A 16,209-nucleotide genomic window follows, 5' to 3' on the forward strand; every position below is an offset into this window, starting at 1 on the left:
TCCACCAGATGGAATGCGGATCGTTGGAAGCAGGCGCGAGCCTATGAACTTCATCGGAAGCATTTCGGCAGCAGGGCGCGCGACCTCGAGCGTGAGGCAGGAAACCTCCCAGCGACCCCGGACCTCCAATCAGGCCGGCGATCGCCCAAGCCCGTGAGCAGATCCAACGAGGCAGAGCCTCGACGACCACCACTGCACTTGCCAGCACAAACCACAACCCTAGAACGACAAAAGCCCGGCCGAAGCCGGGCTTTTGCTTGGTCCCCAGCAGGCTCCCGAGGGAGCCCACGCCAGGCGCGATGGATCAGCGCTTGGAGAACTGGGTGGCGCGACGGGCCTTGTGCAGACCGACCTTCTTACGCTCGACTTCGCGGGCGTCGCGGGTCATGAAGCCGGCCTTGCGCAGCTCGGTCTTCAGGGTTTCGTCGTACTCGACCAGCGCACGGGCGATGCCCAGGCGGATCGCACCGGCCTGGCCGGTGGTGCCGCCGCCGGTGGCGGTGACCAGGATGTCGAAACTTTCGGTGTTCTTGGTCAGCTCCAGCGGCTGGCGCACGATCATGCGCGCGGTCTCGCGGCCGAAGAACTCGTCCAGCGGACGGCCGTTGACGGAGATGTTGCCGGTGCCCTTGCGCAGGAACACGCGGGCGGTGGAGGACTTGCGGCGGCCAGTGCCGTAGTTTTGCGAAATCGCCATGATTAGATATCCAGAACCTGCGGCTGCTGAGCGGCGTGCGGATGCTCCGCACCGGAATAGACCTTGAGCTTGCGGTACATCGCGCGGCCCAGCGGGCCCTTGGGCAGCATGCCCTTGACCGCGATTTCGATCACGCGCTCCGGGTGGCGCTCCAGCGCCTGCTCCAGGCTCTCGGTCTTCAGGTTGCCGATGTAGCCGGTGAAGCGGTGGTACTTCTTGTCCTTGAGCTTGTTGCCGGTGACGACGATCTTCTCGGCGTTGATCACCACCAGGTAATCGCCGGTATCGACGTGCGGGGTGTAGACCGGCTTGTGCTTGCCGCGCAGGCGGCGGGCCAGTTCGGTGGAAAGCCGGCCCAGCGTTTTGCCGGCGGCGTCGACGAGATACCAGTCGCGCTGGACGGTCTCGGACTTAGCAGTGAAGGTGCTCATGATCAGACTCGGTTGGTCGGGCGGATTCCTGCAGCGAACGGCCGGAACTTTGCCACGCGTTGTGAATTGCAAAAACGCAAGAGGCGAAATTCTACGCGGCCAGGCCGGCCGGCGCAAGTCCACCCATGACCGGCGGAGATCGGGCAGGCGGCGCGCTTGGCAGTGCGCCGGCCGGGGGCGAAAATCGGGATCCCCACCGCTTCCGGGCTTCCCCCATGACGACCAGCCGCCAGCACTCCCCGCTCGATCGCGCCCTGGTCGAGGCCCAGCGCGCGCTGGAGACCGTATTCGGCGACCCGCCGGCGCAGCGCCCCTACCCGGCCGCGGCTACCGCCGATGTGGTGCTGGCGCCGGACGAGCGCCGCCATGCCGCCGGCCTGATGCGCATCAACCACGTCGGCGAGGTCTGCGCGCAGGGTCTGTATTTCGGCCAGGCCGCGGTCGCGCGCGATCCGGCCACCCGTGCGCACCTGCTGGAGGCGGCGCAGGAAGAGACCGACCACCTGGCCTGGTGCGCGGCGCGGCTGCGCGAACTGGATAGCCGCCCCAGCCTGTTCAATCCGCTGTGGTACGCCGGCAGCTACGCGATCGGCACCCTGGCCGGGCTGCGCGGCGACGGCTGGAACCTGGGCTTCGTGGTCGAGACCGAGCGCCAGGTCGAGGCGCACCTGGACGAGCACCTGCAGACCCTGCCGCCGGCGGACCTGCGCAGCCGCGACGTGCTGACAGTGATGAAGGCCGACGAGGCCCGCCACGCCGAGCATGCCGAACAGGCCGGGGCACGACGCCTGCCGCCGCCGATCCCCACGGTCATGGCCGCCGCCTCGCGACTGATGAAGGCCGTCGCCTATCGGCTGTAGCCGCCCGCCGGTCGGGCCGATGCCACCCCGGCTGGCATTGCCGGGCCGATCGCGTTAAAGTGAACGAACGCTGACTGATTCCACGTCGGCGCACGCCGTTCCGGCTGCGGTATCGCCATGTGCCGCAGCCACCGATGTACCCGTGCCGAGTCGCGCCAGCGTGCGCTCCGCCTGCAGACTGTCATGCCCGCATCCTCGCCCCATCTGCCATCGCCCCGGACCCGCTGGTTGTCGCGCCTGCTGTTCGCGACCCTGTTCGCGATCGGCGGCGGCGCCCTACTGCATCACCTGCTCGGCGACTACCGCCAGGCCAGCGCGATCCTGCGCGACCATTCGGTCGCCACCGTCCCGGTGATCGCCGACGGCGCCTTCGGCGTGCAGACCGAGCCACTGGTGCGCTACCGCTTCCACTATGTGTTCGAGAGCAAGGGCCGCCTGCACAGCGGCGCCTTCGAGGCCAGCGGCGCGGAGGCCGCGCCGTTGCTGCTGGACGGCGCCACGGTCGAGATCGCCTACGCCAATGCCGATCCCGCACGCTTCGGGCGCCTGGACCAGCTGCAGCACGCCGGCAACCTCGGCAGCGTGTTCACCCGCGCGCTGATCGCGCTGTCGATCGCCGCCCTGCTGGCGGTGGTCGCGCACCGGCTGCTGATCGGCCGGGTGCTGACCCGGCGCCGCATCGCCGCCGCCTGAGACCCACGCGCGCGCGGGCTGCGCTCAGTGCCCGACCAGCTTCAGGCCGATCACCCCGACCACGATCAGGCCGATGCAGGCCAACCGCGCCGGCGAGGCGCTGTCGCCGAACAGGGCGATGCCGAGCACCGCCGTGCCCAGCGCGCCGATCCCGGTCCAGATCGCATAGGCGGTGCCCAGCGGGATGTGCTTGAGCGCCTGGGTCAGCAGCCACAGGCTCAGGCCCGCACCGGCCAGGGTGGCCACGGTCGGCCACGGCCGGGTGAAGCCTTCGCTGTACTTCAGGCCGAGGGCGAAGCCGATCTCGAACAGACCGGCGAGCAGCAGGTAGATCCAGGGCATTGTCTTTCTCCGTAGACAAATGAAAACGAAAACGGCCCGATGTCTGCACATCGGGCCGCCGTCGGCAGGGGTCGCAGCGCGTGCTGCGGGCGGGCCGTCCCGCCGGTGTGGAGCGCTTACTCGGACAGGTTGCGCCCGTGGAACAGCTCCTCGATCTCGCGCTTGAGCAGCGCCTCGATGCGCATGCGCTCCTTGAACGAGAGATTCTTGGCCTTTTCCTCGAACAGGTACTGGTCCAAGTCGAAGTCCTTCAGGTGCATCTTGGTGTGGAAGATGTTCTCCTGATAGACGTTGACGTCGAACATCTCGTAGCGCGACTTGACGTTCTTGGCCAGGAAGTTCTGGATCGAGTTGATCTTGTGGTCGATGTAGTGCTTCTTGCCCTTCACGTCGCGGGTGAAGCCGCGCACGCGGTAATCCATGATGACGATGTCCGATTCCAGGCTCTCGATCAGGTAATTGAGCGCCTTCAGCGGCGAAATCACGCCGCAGGTGGCGACATCGATGTCGGCGCGGAACGTGGCGATACCGTGCTGCGGATGGGTTTCCGGGTAGGTATGGACGGTGATGTGGCTCTTGTCCATGTGCGCGACCACGGCATCGGAAATGATCTCCTTGCCCGCCGCCTTCTTGTCGATGACCGGCTCCTCGGAGATCAGGATCGTCACCGAAGCGCCCTGCGGATCGTAGTCCTGGCGCGCGATGTTCAGGATGTTGGCGCCGATGATCTCGGCCACATCGGTGAGGATCTGGGTCAGGCGATCGGCGTCGTACTGCTCGTCGATGTACTCGATGTAGCGCTGGCGCTCCTCTTCGGAGATCGCGTAGCAGACGTCGTAGATGTTGAAGCTCAACGCCTTGGTGAGGTTGTTGAAACCTTGCAGCCTCAGGCGAGGCAACGGCTTGACCACGGCGTGGATCCTCTGGAAGTGGGTCGGGGGGAAAGCCAATCAATTATGAGCCAAATGGCCGCGCTGCGAAACGTGGCGTCCGTCTCTTGTTTGCCGCCGCGAACGCGTCCCGTTAAGCTTCGGGAATTACGCCGTAGCGAAGCCGCCATGAGCCCCGGAAACACATCCACTGCAGCACCTGTGCGCATCGCTCCAAGTCCTTTGACGTTGGACACCGCCACCATCGACCGCTTCCTGGCCCACAGCCACCGTCGCCGCTATCCGGCGCGGACGGACGTGTTCAGGCCAGGCGATCCGGCCGGCACCCTGTACTACGTGGTCAGCGGCTCGGTCAGCATCATCGCCGAGGAAGATGACGACCGCGAGTTGGTGCTGGGCTATTTCGGCAGCGGCGAGTTCGTCGGCGAGATGGGCCTGTTCATCGAGTCCGACCAGCGCGAGGTGATCCTGCGCACCCGTACGCCCTGCGAACTGGCCGAGATCAGCTACGAGCGCCTGCACCAGCTGTTCCTGGGCTCGCTGTCGTCCGATGCGCCGCGGGTGCTGTACGCGATCGGCGTGCAGCTGTCCAAGCGCCTGCTGGACACCTCGCGCAAGGCCAGCCGCCTGGCGTTCCTGGACGTGACCGACCGCATCGTGCGCACCCTGCACGACCTGGCCCAGGAGCCGGAGGCGATGAGCCACCCGCAGGGCATGCAGTTGCGCGTGTCGCGGCAGGAACTGGCGCGGCTGGTCGGCTGCTCGCGCGAGATGGCCGGCCGCGTGCTGAAGAAGCTGCAGGTCGACGGCATCCTGCACGCACGCGGCAAGACCGTGGTGCTGTACGGCGCGCGCTGACCGCCATGGGTCGATAGGCCCGGCACGATGGTGCTGAGCGAGACCTTCTACTGGTTCGTGCTGGTCGGCCTGGCCGCCCAGCTGGTGGACGGCGCGCTGGGCATGGCGTTCGGCCTGGTCTCGTCCTCGGTCCTGCTGAGCCTGGGCCTGCCGCCGGCGGTGGTCAGCGCCAGCGTGCACAGCGCCGAGGTGTTCACCACCGGCGCCTCGGGCCTGTCGCACCTGGCCCTGGGCAACGTCGACAAGCGGCTGTTCCTGCGCCTGGCGCTGCCGGGCATGGTCGGCGGGGTCGCCGGCGCCTACGTGCTGACCCGGTTGCCGGGCGAGCTGATCCGCCCCTTCGTCTATCTGTATCTGCTGGCCCTGGCGGTGCTGATCCTGCTGCGCGCGGCTGGCCGTGCGCTGCCGCGCCGCGAGGTGCGGCGGGTGCCGCTGCTGGGTTTCGTCGCCGGCCTGCTGGACGCCAGCGGCGGTGGCGGCTGGGGCCCGGTGGCGACCTCGACCCTGCTCGCCCACGGCGGCCAGGCGCGCACCACCATCGGCACGGTCAACGCCGCCGAGTTCCTGGTGACGCTGTCGATCTCGCTGACCTTTCTGCTGACCATGGGCGTGCAGCACCTGGACATCGTGCTCGGCCTGCTGGTCGGCGGCATGCTCGCCGCACCGCTGGCGGCGCTGCTGGTCAAGCGGGTGCGCGAGCGCTGGGTGCTGGTGGCGGTGGGCCTGCTGGTGCTGGGCATCAGCCTGTATCAGGTGAGCGGGGCGCTGTATCGCTGGGTGGGCTGACGCCGGGGATTTGGGAGTCGGGATTGGGGATTCGCAAAGGCGGTCTCCGCGGCGCCTGAAGCCGTTGCGCTGGTGACCCGATCTGCGGTCAGGCCGCGTTCGCTTTTGCCGGGGCGGGCCGCGCGATGATCGCGGCCGGGATGCCGCCGCCGATGGCCGCGCGTCTCGCCCCGCCCTCCCCCCGCGAGACCGCCATGCGCCGTGCCCTTCCGCTGTTCCTGGCCTTGCTGTGCCTGGCGCTGCCTGCGCCGCGCGCGCAGGCCGACGACGCCTTCGCCCGGCTCGGGCGCGGGGTCAACATCCTCGGCTACGACCCGCTGTGGAACGACCCGGCGAAGGCGCGCTTCCGCCCGCCGCTGTACCGCACGATCCGCGACGGCGGCTTCCGCACGGTGCGGGTCAACCTGCAGGCGTTCGCGCACATGGACGCGGACAATCGGCTCGACCCGACCTGGCTGAAGACGCTGGATACGGTGGTCGACCAGGCCACCGCCGCGGGCCTGAACGTGATCCTGGACGAACACGACTTCCACCCCTGCGCGGCCGACGCGGCGGTGTGCCGGACCAGGCTGCTGGCGTTCTGGAGCCAGATCGCCCCGCGCTACCGCCACGCGCCGCCGTCGGTGCTGTTCGAGATCCTCAACGAGCCCAACGGCCAGATGACCAGCGCGGTGTGGAACGACCTGCTGCACGATGCGCTGCAGATCATCCGCCGCGACAATCCGACCCGCACGGTGGTGGTGGGCCCGGCCGGCAGCAATTCCTTCACCGCGCTCGACAGCCTGCGCCTGCCCGACGACGATGCGCACCTGCTGGTCACCGTGCACTACTACAACCCGTTCCGCTTCACCCACCAGGGCGCGCCGTGGGCCCCGGCGGATATCCGCGACCACACCAGCGTGAGCTGGGGCAGCGCAGCCGACCGGACCAAGCTCTACGGCGAGTTCGACCGCATCGCGGCCTGGGCCAAGGCGCATCACCGGCAGGTACTGCTGGGCGAGTTCGGTGCCTACGAGCAGGCGCCGCCGGCCGATCGCCTGGCCTGGACGGTGGCGGTGGTCAACGCCGCCGAGAAACGCCATTTCGCCTGGGCGTATTGGGAGTTCGAGGGCAGCTTCGGCGCCTACGACATCGACCGCGGGCAATGGGTCGCGCCGCTGCACCATGCCTTGGTCGGGAGCGATAGCGCTTACGCCAAATCCGGCGGCTGATGCCCCTCAGCGGGCGGACTCAGAGGCATGCGGACGACGTTGGCACTGCGCGTCACGGGCGCGGTGCCCGTGACGGCAGACCCGCCTAGCGGCCGACGACCTCGCCGGCGCGGTCGCGGCAGCCCCAGTTGAGGATCGGCGTGCCGGACGGCAGCAGCCGGCGGAACACCGCCACCGCGCCATGCTTGGGATTGACCACCACCGGCGCGGCCGCAGCCTGCAACAGCGGCAGGTCTGCGGTGCTGTCGGAATAGGCCATGGCGATCTCGCCGTAGCCCAGTTCGCGCAGCATGCGCATCTTTTCCTCGTTGTGGCAGTGGCGCGTGGCGGTGACCGCGCCCAGGCGCGGGCCGATCAGGCTGCCGACCACCGGCACGTCCTGGTGCGCGACGAAGCCGAGGATGGCGCGCGCCAGTTCCGGCGGCGCGCCGGTGGCGACCACCACGCGATCGCCGGCGGCGCGGTGCCGGGCGAACACCTCCAGCGCCTGCGGCAGCAGCCGCTGGCGGATCTGCGCCTGATGCTGCAGCACGTACTGGTCGATGATGCGGTTGAACTCGCGCGCGCGACGCAGGCCGAAGCTGGCGATCCAGACGTAGCCGGAAATGCCGGTACGGCGGGTCGGCAGCATCGCCACCAGCGGCCCCAGCAACGGGGTGGCCAGCACCGCGGCGGCCAGGCGCAGCGGATTGCGCTTGATCAGCCAGGCGAACAGGTGGCTGCCGGAGTCGCCGTCGTACAGGGTGTGGTCGAAATCGAACACCACCAGCGGCGCATCGGCGCGCGGCAGCGGATACGGACTAGGGTCCTGCCCGCTCATGCCGCGAAGAACAGCTGGCGCAGCGCCTCGCCCGGCTCCTCGGCGCGCATGAACGCCTCGCCGACCAGGAACGCGTGCACGCCGGCGCCGCGCATCAGCGCCACGTCGTCCGGGCCGAGGATGCCGCTTTCGGTGACCAGCAGGCGGTCGCGCGGCACCGCGTTCTGCATCGACAGGGTGGTCTGCAGCGACACCTCGAAGGTGCGCAGGTTGCGGTTGTTGATGCCGATCAGCGGCGCCGGCACCTGCAGCGCGCGTTCCAGTTCGTCGATGTCGTGCACTTCCACCAACACGTCCATGCCCAGCTGCAGGGCCAGCGACGACAGCTCGGCCAGTTGCAGGTCGTCCAGCGCGGCCACGATCAGCAGGATGCAGTCGGCGCCGAGCGTGCGCGCCTCGTACACCTGGTACGGATCGATGGTGAAGTCCTTGCGCAGCACTGGCAGGGTGCAGGCGTCGCGCGCCTGCTGCAGATAGCGGTCGTGGCCCTGGAAGAAATCCTCGTCGGTCAGCACCGACAAACAGGCCGCGCCGCCGAATTCGTAGCTGACCGCGATGTCGGCCGGGTGGAAGTCCGGGCGGATCACGCCCTTGGACGGGCTGGCCTTCTTGACCTCGGCGATCACCGCCGGGTCGCCGTTGGCGATGGCCGCCTGCAGCGCGCGGGCGAAGCCGCGGGTCGGCGGCATGGCCTCGGCGCGGGCGACCAGCTCGGCCAGCGGCACGCGCGCGCTGCGCTCGGCGATCTCGTCGGCCTTGCGCGCGAGGATGGTGCGGAGAATGTCGCTGCTCATGCGGAGGGAATCCTGGGGGATGGCCGGATTATCGGCGATGTGGGGTAAAGAAGGGATCGGGACCCGGGACCCGCAACAGCCTGGGCCGCCATGCAAGTAGTGCAACCGACGACATGCTCGAGTCGAGACGAGGGGCCGCAGATCGGCGACGCCCTGCGCTTAGCGGGTCCCGGGTCCCGGGTCCCGGGCCCCGACCAGACCCTGCGTACACGCCACATACGCCTCCAGCTTCGCCCGCGCACGCCCATCGGCGATGGCCGCACGCGCCAGGGCGATGCCGGCACCGATGTCCTCGGCCAGGCCGGCCACGTACAGCGCCGCGCCGGCGTTGAAGGCGACGATGTCCAGGGCCGGGCCGGGCACGTTGTCGAGCACCGCGCGCAGCATCGCCATCGATTCGGCGGCGTCGGCGACCTTGAGGTTGCGGCTGGCCGACATGGCGATGCCGAAGTCCTCCGGGTGCACTTCGTACTCGCGGACCTGGCCGTCGCGCAGTTCGCCCACCAGGGTGCCGGCGCCGAGCGAGAGTTCGTCCATGTCGTCGCGGCCCCACACCACCAGCGCGCGTTCGGCGCCCAGTTCCTGCAGCACGCGCGCCTGGATGCCGACCAGGTCGGGGTGGAACACGCCCATCAGGATGTTCGGCGCGCCGGCCGGGTTGGTCAGCGGGCCGAGGATGTTGAAGATGGTGCGCACGCCCATCTCGCGCCGCACCGGCGCCACCACCTTCATCGCCGGATGGTGCACGGGCGCGAACATGAAGCCGATGCCGGTGGCCGCCAGCGCCTGCGCCACCTGCTCGGGCTGCAGTTCGATCGCCGCGCCCAGCGCCTCCAGCGCGTCGGCGCTGCCGGACTTGGAGGAGACGCTGCGGTTGCCGTGCTTGGCGACCTTGGCCCCGGCCGCCGCGGCCACGAACATCGCGCAGGTGGAGATGTTGAAGGTGTGCGAGCCGTCGCCGCCGGTACCGACGATGTCGACCATGTGGGTGCGGTCGACGACCGGCACGGTGCGCGAGAACTCGCGCATCACCACCGCCGCACCGGCGATCTCGCCGACCGTTTCCTTCTTGACCCGCAGCCCGGTGAGGATGGCCGCGGTCATCATCGGCGACACCTCCCCGCGCATGATCTGCCGCATCAGCCCGACCATCTCGTCGTGGAAGATCTCGCGGTGCTCGATGGTGCGTTGCAGGGCTTGTTGGGGGGTGATGGTCATGGGAGAGGAGCTGCTCGTAGCTGGGGAAGAAGTAGATCTTTTCGGGTTTCCCAGGGGCGCTTATCTTCTTCGCTCATGGGGTAAAGAGGGTGTCCAATGCCATATTCCGAAATGACTACCTTGACTTTATGACCTGGATAAAAATGCACCTGAATATCCCCGCCTTGGCTTGGATATTGGGGTAGATCAACAATTGCTTCTTGCGGCGATGGGGGCTGCGGGCCATTTTGCGTAGTGTCATAGGCCCATTGGATCTTGACCTTCATTCCCGGATGCCAATGCCTTGGAATGGACGCACAACATGACCCCCCCCCCCCCTTCCTCAGGCGAAAGGTTGGGTCCACTTGCGCCGTCGACTGTAAATCTCTCGATGCTCCAATCGCTCATGTGATTGTAGCCAGTCACAGATGCGGGCAAGCGATCATTGCCGCAACCACTTAATGAGATGCAGGCGACAAGCATGGACAATGAGTTCCAGTACTGGATGCGTTTTTTTGTTTTTCTGTTTTGCATGTGATGGGCTCAGCGCGCCTGCGTCGGCCGCGACATGCGCAGGCGCCCTTGCGCCAGCACCTCGAAGTAGTCGGCCGGGCCGCCGGCGCGCAGCAGGGTGGCGACCGCGGCCGGGTCGTAGATGCCGTCGTGCAGGGCGTGCCCGGCGATGTGCACGCCGACCACCTCGCCCAGCACCAGCCAGGTCTGGATCGGCTCGCCGCGTGCGCTCTGCAGCGGCAGCAACTGGCTGAGCCGGCATTCGAAGCTGACCGGGCTGGCGGCCACCCGCGGCGCGCCGATCAGGCGCGACGGCGCGGCGGTCAGGCCGGCCAGCGCGAACTCGTCCACCTCCGGCGCCACCGCGGCGGAACTGGCGTTCATCGCCTCGGCCAGCGGCCGCGTGGCCAGGTTCCAGGTGAACTCGCCCGTGGCCTCGATGTTACGCACGCTGTCCTTCCAGCCGATGCTGGCGAAGCCGACGATCGGCGGCACGTAGTTGAAGGCGTTGAAGAAACTGTAGGGCGCCAGGTTGGCGACGCCGTCGGCGCCGCGCGAACCGATCCAGCCGATCGGCCGCGGCCCGACGATGGCGTTGAACGGGTCGTGCGGCAAGCCGTGGCCGTTGGCCGGCTCGTAGAAGTGGAAGGCGTCGGTGCGCTCGTGCATCGGCAGGGTCCGGCAGTGACGGGAAGCGGGCGACGCCCGCGCGGCGCGCTCAGCGCTCCAGGAAGTTCTTCAGCAAGGCGTGGCCATGCTCGGTGAGGATGGACTCGGGATGGAACTGCACGCCCTCGACCGGGAACTGGCGATGGCGCAGGCCCATGATCTCCTCCACGGTGCCGTCGTCGTGTTCGGTCCAGGCCGTCACTTCCAGGCAGTCGGGCAGCGTGGTCTTCTCCACCACCAGCGAGTGGTAGCGGGTGGCCTCGTAGCGGTCCGGCAGGCCGGCGAACACGCCGCGGCCCTGGTGGCGGATGCGCGAGGTCTTGCCGTGCATGATGGTGCCGGCACGCACCACCTGCCCACCGTAGACCTGGCCGATGCTCTGGTGGCCCAGGCACACGCCCAGGATCGGGATGCGCTGGCCCAGTCGCTCGATCAGTTGCAGCGACACGCCCGCCTCGTTCGGCGTGCACGGCCCCGGCGAGATGACGATGCGCTCGGGCGCCAGGCGCTCGATCTCGTCCACGCTGAGCGCATCGTTGCGCACTACCTTGACCTCGGCGCCGAGCGCCTGCAGGTACTGCACGAGGTTGTAGGTAAAGCTGTCGTAGTTATCCAGCATCAGCAGCATGGCGAAGGACTCATTGCGCGATCAGGAAGACCGCATAGACGTTTTCGGAGAGGGTGAGGGTGCCGGCTTCGAGTGAGTCGACGATCGCGCCAACGTCGCTGGCTGGCGCCGGCGGCTCTGGAGAGGACACAAAGCCGGCGCGGACGTTGCGCGCGGCTGGCCAGGTGCCGGCCTGGATGCCATAGGAAAAGCTAGGCGCGACATCGGAGATGGTGTAAAGCCCCTGGATACGAACGCCATAGGCCTTGGCAAGCCCCTCTGCCGAAACACGGGTCTGCTCGGCGGCTTCCCGCTTGAGCTGCATACGTATCTCGTCCTCCTTGCTGTACGAAGTCTGGATTCCAGACAATTCGACCTCACGGCTGGTCTTGAATCCGCTTAGGAACTGGCGCGCATCGTCGAGCGACCGGAACGTGGCACCAATGCTGCGCTTGACCTCGGTACCCTCGAACTCCTGAGTTCCCCCTTGCGGCGAGAAGCGATACGAGGGTTGGATCTGCAAAGAGGAGGCCATGATGCTGTCCTGCAAGGCACGATTCCTTTTGAGTGCTGAAAGAATCTGCTCCGCCGATGCCTGGATTCGCTTGCGAGCAAGGTCGGGCTGCATATCCACGGCGCGCAGGTTGATGCGTAGCGAGAACCTGTCCGGCACCACCTCGCGCTGCGCCTCCCCCTTCACCAACAGATGCGGCTGCGACGGCAGGCTATTGACCTGCGCGCTGGCGACGGCCGGCAAGGCCAGCACCGCGGCAACGACCCAGGCAACGAGCGTACGAATGTTCATCTTCCTCTCCTTGGCGGAATGTCAGCCGGCCGCACGCGGCGTGCCGGAGTGGATCAGCGTGGCGAAATCCGCGATCAACGTGTCGACCGCATCGGCCTGCGTCGCCCACGACGTCACGAAGCGGATCACCCAGCGGCCGTCGCCCAGCACCTGCCAGCGCTCGAAGTCGTAGCGCTGTGCCAGCGTCTCGACCGCGGCGGCAGGCAGGATCACGAACAGCTGGTTGGTCGGCGAATCCGAGGCGAACTCCGCGCCGGCCGCGGCCAGTCCCTCGCGCAGCCGCGCGGCCATGCGGTTGGCGTGCACGGCCAGTTCGTAGAACAGCCCGTCCTCGAACAGCGCGGCGAACTGCGTGCCCAGCACCATGCCCTTGGCCAGCAGCGCGCCGCGCTGCTTGAGCAGGTAGCGGAAATCCGCTTTCAACCCGTGGTTGAGGATCACCAGCGCCTCGCCGAGCAGCGCGCCATTCTTGGTGCCGCCGATGTAGAACGCGTCGGTCAGCGCGGCGACGTCGGCCATGCGCAGGTCGTTGCCCGCGGCGGTGAGCGCGCTGCCGATGCGCGCGCCGTCCAGGAACAGCAGCAGGCCTTGCGCGTCGCAGAACGCGCGCAAGGCCTGCAGTTCGTGTTTGCGGTAAATCGTGCCGACCTCGGTGGTGTTGGACACGTAGACCAGCCGCGGCTGCACCATGTGCTCGTTGCCGTGCTCGGCCAGCAACGGCGCGATCCGCTCCGGCGTGAGCCGGCCGTCGGCCGCGTCCACGGTGAGCACCTTGTGGCCGGTGGCCTCGATCGCGCCGGTCTCGTGGGTGGCGATGTGGCCGCAGGCCGCGGCGATCACCGCCTGGTGCGGGCGCAGGAATGCGGCGATGGCGGTGAGGTTGGTCTGGGTGCCGCCGACCAGCAGGTGCACGTCGGCGTCGGCGCAGCCGATCTCGGCGCGGATCAGCTGCGCGGCGCGCGCGCTGTGCCGGTCCAGGCCATAGCCGGCGTTCTGCTCGACACTGGCGGCGGCCAGCGCGGCGAGCAGGCGCGGATGCGCGCCTTCGCTGTAGTCGTTGCGGAAGCCGATCCGCGGCGATGCGGCGGCGTTCACAGCCCCTTCGCCGCTTCGGCGACCGCACGGAACAGCGCGCGACCCTTGTTCATCGTCTCGTCCCATTCGGTCTGCGGGTCGGAGTCGTAGACGATGCCGGCGCCGGCCTGCACGTGCAGGCGGCCGTGCTTGATCACCGCGGTGCGGATGGCGATGGCGGTATCGGCGTCGCCGTGCCAGCCGAGGTAGCCGATGCTGCCGGCGTAGACGTTGCGCTTGATCGGCTCCAGCTCGCGGATGACTTCCAGCGCGCGGATCTTCGGCGCGCCGCTGACGGTGCCGGCAGGGAAAGTGGCGCGCAGCACGTCGGCGTAGCTGAGGCCGGGCAGCAGGGTGCCGGTGACTTCGCTGACGATGTGCATGACGTGGCTGTAGCGCTCGATCACGAAGCGTTCGCCGACCGCGACGCTGCCGGCCTGCGAGACCCGGCCGGCATCGTTGCGGCCCAGGTCGATCAGCATCAGGTGCTCGGCGCGCTCCTTCGGATCGGCCAGCAGTTCCGCCTCCAGCGCCTGGTCCTCTTCCGGGGTCTTGCCGCGCGGGCGGGTGCCGGCGATCGGGCGCACGGTGACCTGGCCGTTTTCCAGCCGCACCAGGATCTCCGGCGAGGAGCCGACCACCTGGGTGTCGCCGACGTCGAGGAAATACATGTACGGCGACGGATTCAGCGCGCGCAGCGCGCGGTACACGTCCACCGGGCGCGCGGTGAACGGCACGCTCAGGCGCTGGCTCAGCACCACCTGGAAGATGTCGCCGGCGCGGATGTAGTCCTTGGATTTCTCCACCGCGGCGATGAAGCCCTCGCGGGTGAAGCCGGAGACGAAGTCGCTCTCGTCCAGCACGTCGCGCGCCAACGGCGCGGGGTAGCCGGCGCCGGGCTGGCGCAACGTCGTGGTGAGCGTATCCAGGCGTGCCTGCGCGCGCTCCCAGGCGTCGGCTTCGGCCGGGTCGGCATGCACGATCAGGTACAGGCGGCCCTTGAGGTTGTCGAAGACCGCCACTTCCTCGGACAGCATCAGCAGGATGTCAGGCGTGTCCAGCTCGTCGCGGGCGACGGCGCCGGCCAGGCGCGGCTCGATATAACCGATGCATTCGAAGCCGAACCAGCCGACCAGGCCGCCGGTGAAGCCGGGCACGCCCGCCAGCTTGGGCACCACATGCTGTGCGCGCAGCGCTTCGACCTCGGCAAAGGGATCGGCCACCTCGCGGCGCTCGATCAGCTCGCCATGGTCGCGCACCTCCAGGGTGTGCCCGCGGAAGGTGTACACGCGACGCACCGGCAGGCCGATGATCGAGTAGCGCCCGAAGCGTTCGCCGCCTTCGACCGATTCGAACAGGTAGGTATGCGGGGCGTCGGCGAGCTTGAGATAGACCGACAGCGGCGTGTCCAGGTCGGACAGCACTTCGCGGACGACGGGGATGCGGGTGTGACCTTCAGCGGCGTAGCGCTGGAACTGCTCGCGGGTAATCAAGACGGCTTTCCTTCCGGGACTCGGTGACAGGGCGGACGACGGCTGCAGGCCACCATCGCCACGCACGGCGAGCGGAAGTGAAGGAACGCGGGGTCGTCAGACTGGACACGGCGGCTACTTTACCGCAACTGCGGCGACTGGCAACGGTTGCAGACGCGACCGATCGAGTGCGGTGCGGAGGTGGTCGGCGAGGGCGTCGCGTCGGGACTGAAGTCCCTCCCGCAGGAGGCGGCGCATGACTTCGGGCGCGCTGTTCGGCGCGCATCGCACCCATCCGTGATCCGTCGTGTTCGTCCTGCCACGGCGCGACCGAGCGCGGTGTTGCGGAGATCGGTAAGGACAGCGCGTCGGGACTGAAGTCCCTCCCACATGGGCGCCGGCCTTCGGGCTGGCGCCCGACCTGCGGTTAGCGCTCTGGCGCCTGCAGCAGCGGCGAGTCCGGCGGCAGATGCATGCGCAGGCGCCCGGGCACGCAGTCGATGCGGAAGTGGCGCGAGGTTTCCGGCTCGCCGTCCAGATTCAGGGTCAGCGGCTGCGCCGCCTCGATCCGCAGCCACGGCAGGCGCGCGCGCACCGCCACCCGCTCCAGCGCGGCCTGCTTGCCGGACGTGACCAGGGTGCCCAGGGTCGCGGCGACCTCGCCGGTCAGCTCCGGCACCAGGGTCAGGTCGAGCAGGCCGTCGTCGAGCAGCGCGTCCGGGCACAGCACCTGGCCGCCACCGGCCTGGCGGCCGTTGCCCAGGCCGAGCGCGATGAAATCGCCTTCCCAGGCAAAGTCCGGCCCTTCGAAGCGGGCCCGGATCGGATCGATCCGGCCCAGCCGGCTCATGCCGGTGACCAGGTAGGCCAGCCCGCCGAGCATCTTCTTCAGGCCTTCGTCGGTCTCCACCGTGACCTGGGTGCCGAAGCCGCCGCTGGCGACGTTGGCGCACCAGTGCGGGCCGTGCTCGGCCTCGATGCGCAACAGGTCGATCGGCAGCGCCGGCGTGCGGGCGATCAGTTCCAGTGCCTCCAGCGGCGGCAGCGGGAGACCGGTCGCGGTGGCGAAATCGTTGGCCGTGCCCAGCGCCACCAGCCCCAGGGCCGGCAGCGCGTTGCCCGGTTCCTGGCGATGCGCCAGCGCCGTGGCGACCTCGCTGAGGGTGCCGTCGCCGCCGGCGGCGACGATGCACGCAGCACCATCGGCCACCGCTTCGGCCACGTAGCGCTCGGCATCGCCCTGCTCCCAGGTGACCCGCACCTGCAGTGCCACGCCGCGCGCACGCATGGCCATGACCGCCTCGCGCAACGCCTCGTCGCCGGCCGATTTGCCGTTGAGGATCAGACGCCAATGCGCTGCAGCCATGCGAACCATCCCGGGGTGAGACGCCCACGCTAACGGGCGCGGCATGCGCGATGCGTGAATCCAAGGCACGTGCGTTGTCATACGCACGTCACCGGGGATCCGGAACATGGAAGGCCATAGCAAG

19 protein-coding genes are annotated in these 16,209 nt (G+C 68.5%); 5 read left to right on the plus strand and 14 right to left on the minus strand.

Going from position 1 to position 16,209, the window contains the following annotated elements:
* Nucleotides 1-304: 304 nt before the first annotated feature.
* Together rpsI and rplM are read right to left on the minus strand one after the other, a co-directional pair.
* Nucleotides 305-697 (minus strand): 30S ribosomal protein S9, encoded by a 393-nt coding sequence (rpsI, locus tag RAB70_RS01670; protein WP_010341421.1) that lies wholly within the window; start codon nucleotides 695-697, stop codon nucleotides 305-307.
* Nucleotides 698-699: 2 nt separating this feature from the next.
* Nucleotides 700-1,128: a 50S ribosomal protein L13 gene (gene rplM, locus RAB70_RS01675; protein ID WP_010341420.1), complete on the minus strand. Its 429-nt coding sequence runs from the start codon at nucleotides 1,126-1,128 to the stop codon at nucleotides 700-702.
* A 215-nt stretch (nucleotides 1,129-1,343) separates the two neighbouring features.
* Here rplM and coq7 point away from each other — a divergent pair, with 215 nt between their 5' ends.
* Together coq7 and RAB70_RS01685 are read left to right on the plus strand one after the other, a co-directional pair.
* Complete coding sequence (coq7, locus tag RAB70_RS01680; protein ID WP_148829503.1) at nucleotides 1,344-1,988, plus strand: 2-polyprenyl-3-methyl-6-methoxy-1,4-benzoquinone monooxygenase; 645 nt, start codon at nucleotides 1,344-1,346, stop codon at nucleotides 1,986-1,988.
* Between the two features lie 228 nt (nucleotides 1,989-2,216).
* Nucleotides 2,217-2,681 carry a hypothetical protein gene (locus RAB70_RS01685; protein WP_017910330.1) on the plus strand — a complete coding sequence of 155 codons (465 nt, stop codon included), beginning with the start codon at nucleotides 2,217-2,219 and terminating at the stop codon, nucleotides 2,679-2,681.
* A gap of 24 nt (nucleotides 2,682-2,705) precedes the next feature.
* Here the strand turns inward: RAB70_RS01685 and RAB70_RS01690 are convergent, their stop codons facing one another.
* Nucleotides 2,706-3,023, minus strand: coding sequence for a multidrug efflux SMR transporter (locus RAB70_RS01690; RefSeq protein ID WP_017910331.1), 318 nt, complete (start codon nucleotides 3,021-3,023; stop codon nucleotides 2,706-2,708).
* A gap of 116 nt (nucleotides 3,024-3,139) precedes the next feature.
* On the minus strand, nucleotides 3,140-3,934 hold the full coding sequence (gene speD, locus RAB70_RS01695) for an adenosylmethionine decarboxylase (RefSeq protein ID WP_017910332.1): 795 nt from the start codon (nucleotides 3,932-3,934) through the stop codon (nucleotides 3,140-3,142).
* 147 nt (nucleotides 3,935-4,081) lie between these two features.
* Here speD and crp point away from each other — a divergent pair, with 147 nt between their 5' ends.
* From crp to RAB70_RS01710, 3 genes are all read left to right on the plus strand, one after another.
* Entirely contained in the window at nucleotides 4,082-4,771 is a 690-nt protein-coding gene (gene crp / locus RAB70_RS01700) for a cAMP-activated global transcriptional regulator CRP (protein WP_010341415.1), read from the plus strand.
* Nucleotides 4,772-4,798: 27 nt separating this feature from the next.
* Nucleotides 4,799-5,557 carry a sulfite exporter TauE/SafE family protein gene (locus RAB70_RS01705; RefSeq protein ID WP_148829504.1) on the plus strand — a complete coding sequence of 253 codons (759 nt, stop codon included), beginning with the start codon at nucleotides 4,799-4,801 and terminating at the stop codon, nucleotides 5,555-5,557.
* Between the two features lie 194 nt (nucleotides 5,558-5,751).
* The gene (locus tag RAB70_RS01710; protein WP_170268166.1) at nucleotides 5,752-6,768 is read left to right on the plus strand and encodes a glycoside hydrolase family 5 protein; all 1,017 of its coding nucleotides are present in this window, start codon (nucleotides 5,752-5,754) and stop codon (nucleotides 6,766-6,768) included.
* Nucleotides 6,769-6,853: 85 nt separating this feature from the next.
* Here the strand turns inward: RAB70_RS01710 and RAB70_RS01715 are convergent, their stop codons facing one another.
* From RAB70_RS01715 to yegS, 10 genes are all read right to left on the minus strand, one after another.
* Nucleotides 6,854-7,588: a haloacid dehalogenase-like hydrolase gene (locus tag RAB70_RS01715; protein ID WP_148829506.1), complete on the minus strand. Its 735-nt coding sequence runs from the start codon at nucleotides 7,586-7,588 to the stop codon at nucleotides 6,854-6,856.
* Nucleotides 7,585-8,382 (minus strand): indole-3-glycerol phosphate synthase TrpC, encoded by a 798-nt coding sequence (gene trpC / locus RAB70_RS01720; RefSeq protein WP_010341411.1) that lies wholly within the window; start codon nucleotides 8,380-8,382, stop codon nucleotides 7,585-7,587. The genes RAB70_RS01715 and trpC overlap by 4 nt, the downstream gene beginning before the upstream one ends.
* A 159-nt stretch (nucleotides 8,383-8,541) precedes the next feature.
* Entirely contained in the window at nucleotides 8,542-9,600 is a 1,059-nt protein-coding gene (trpD, locus tag RAB70_RS01725) for an anthranilate phosphoribosyltransferase (RefSeq protein WP_148829507.1), read from the minus strand.
* Nucleotides 9,597-9,866 carry a DUF3304 domain-containing protein gene (locus RAB70_RS01730; protein WP_408068848.1) on the minus strand — a complete coding sequence of 90 codons (270 nt, stop codon included), beginning with the start codon at nucleotides 9,864-9,866 and terminating at the stop codon, nucleotides 9,597-9,599. The genes trpD and RAB70_RS01730 overlap by 4 nt, the downstream gene beginning before the upstream one ends.
* A gap of 256 nt (nucleotides 9,867-10,122) precedes the next feature.
* Nucleotides 10,123-10,761, minus strand: a complete 639-nt coding sequence (locus tag RAB70_RS01735) for a flavin reductase family protein (protein ID WP_148829510.1) — start codon at nucleotides 10,759-10,761, stop codon at nucleotides 10,123-10,125.
* Nucleotides 10,762-10,810: 49 nt separating this feature from the next.
* Complete coding sequence (locus RAB70_RS01740) at nucleotides 10,811-11,389, minus strand: aminodeoxychorismate/anthranilate synthase component II (RefSeq protein ID WP_148829511.1); 579 nt, start codon at nucleotides 11,387-11,389, stop codon at nucleotides 10,811-10,813.
* Between the two features lie 10 nt (nucleotides 11,390-11,399).
* Nucleotides 11,400-12,167 carry an SIMPL domain-containing protein gene (locus tag RAB70_RS01745; protein WP_148829516.1) on the minus strand — a complete coding sequence of 256 codons (768 nt, stop codon included), beginning with the start codon at nucleotides 12,165-12,167 and terminating at the stop codon, nucleotides 11,400-11,402.
* Nucleotides 12,168-12,194: 27 nt separating this feature from the next.
* A complete protein-coding gene (locus RAB70_RS01750; RefSeq protein ID WP_148829512.1) occupies nucleotides 12,195-13,268 on the minus strand; it encodes a low specificity L-threonine aldolase in 1,074 nt (357 codons plus the stop codon).
* Entirely contained in the window at nucleotides 13,265-14,740 is a 1,476-nt protein-coding gene (trpE, locus tag RAB70_RS01755) for an anthranilate synthase component I (protein WP_026143672.1), read from the minus strand. The genes RAB70_RS01750 and trpE overlap by 4 nt, the downstream gene beginning before the upstream one ends.
* A 406-nt stretch (nucleotides 14,741-15,146) precedes the next feature.
* Nucleotides 15,147-16,085 (minus strand): lipid kinase YegS, encoded by a 939-nt coding sequence (gene yegS, locus RAB70_RS01760; RefSeq protein WP_148829513.1) that lies wholly within the window; start codon nucleotides 16,083-16,085, stop codon nucleotides 15,147-15,149.
* Between the last annotated feature and the right edge of the window lie 124 nt (nucleotides 16,086-16,209).

It is taken from the genome of Xanthomonas sontii, from assembly GCF_040529055.1.
Taxonomy (GTDB): domain Bacteria; phylum Pseudomonadota; class Gammaproteobacteria; order Xanthomonadales; family Xanthomonadaceae; genus Xanthomonas_A; species Xanthomonas_A sontii.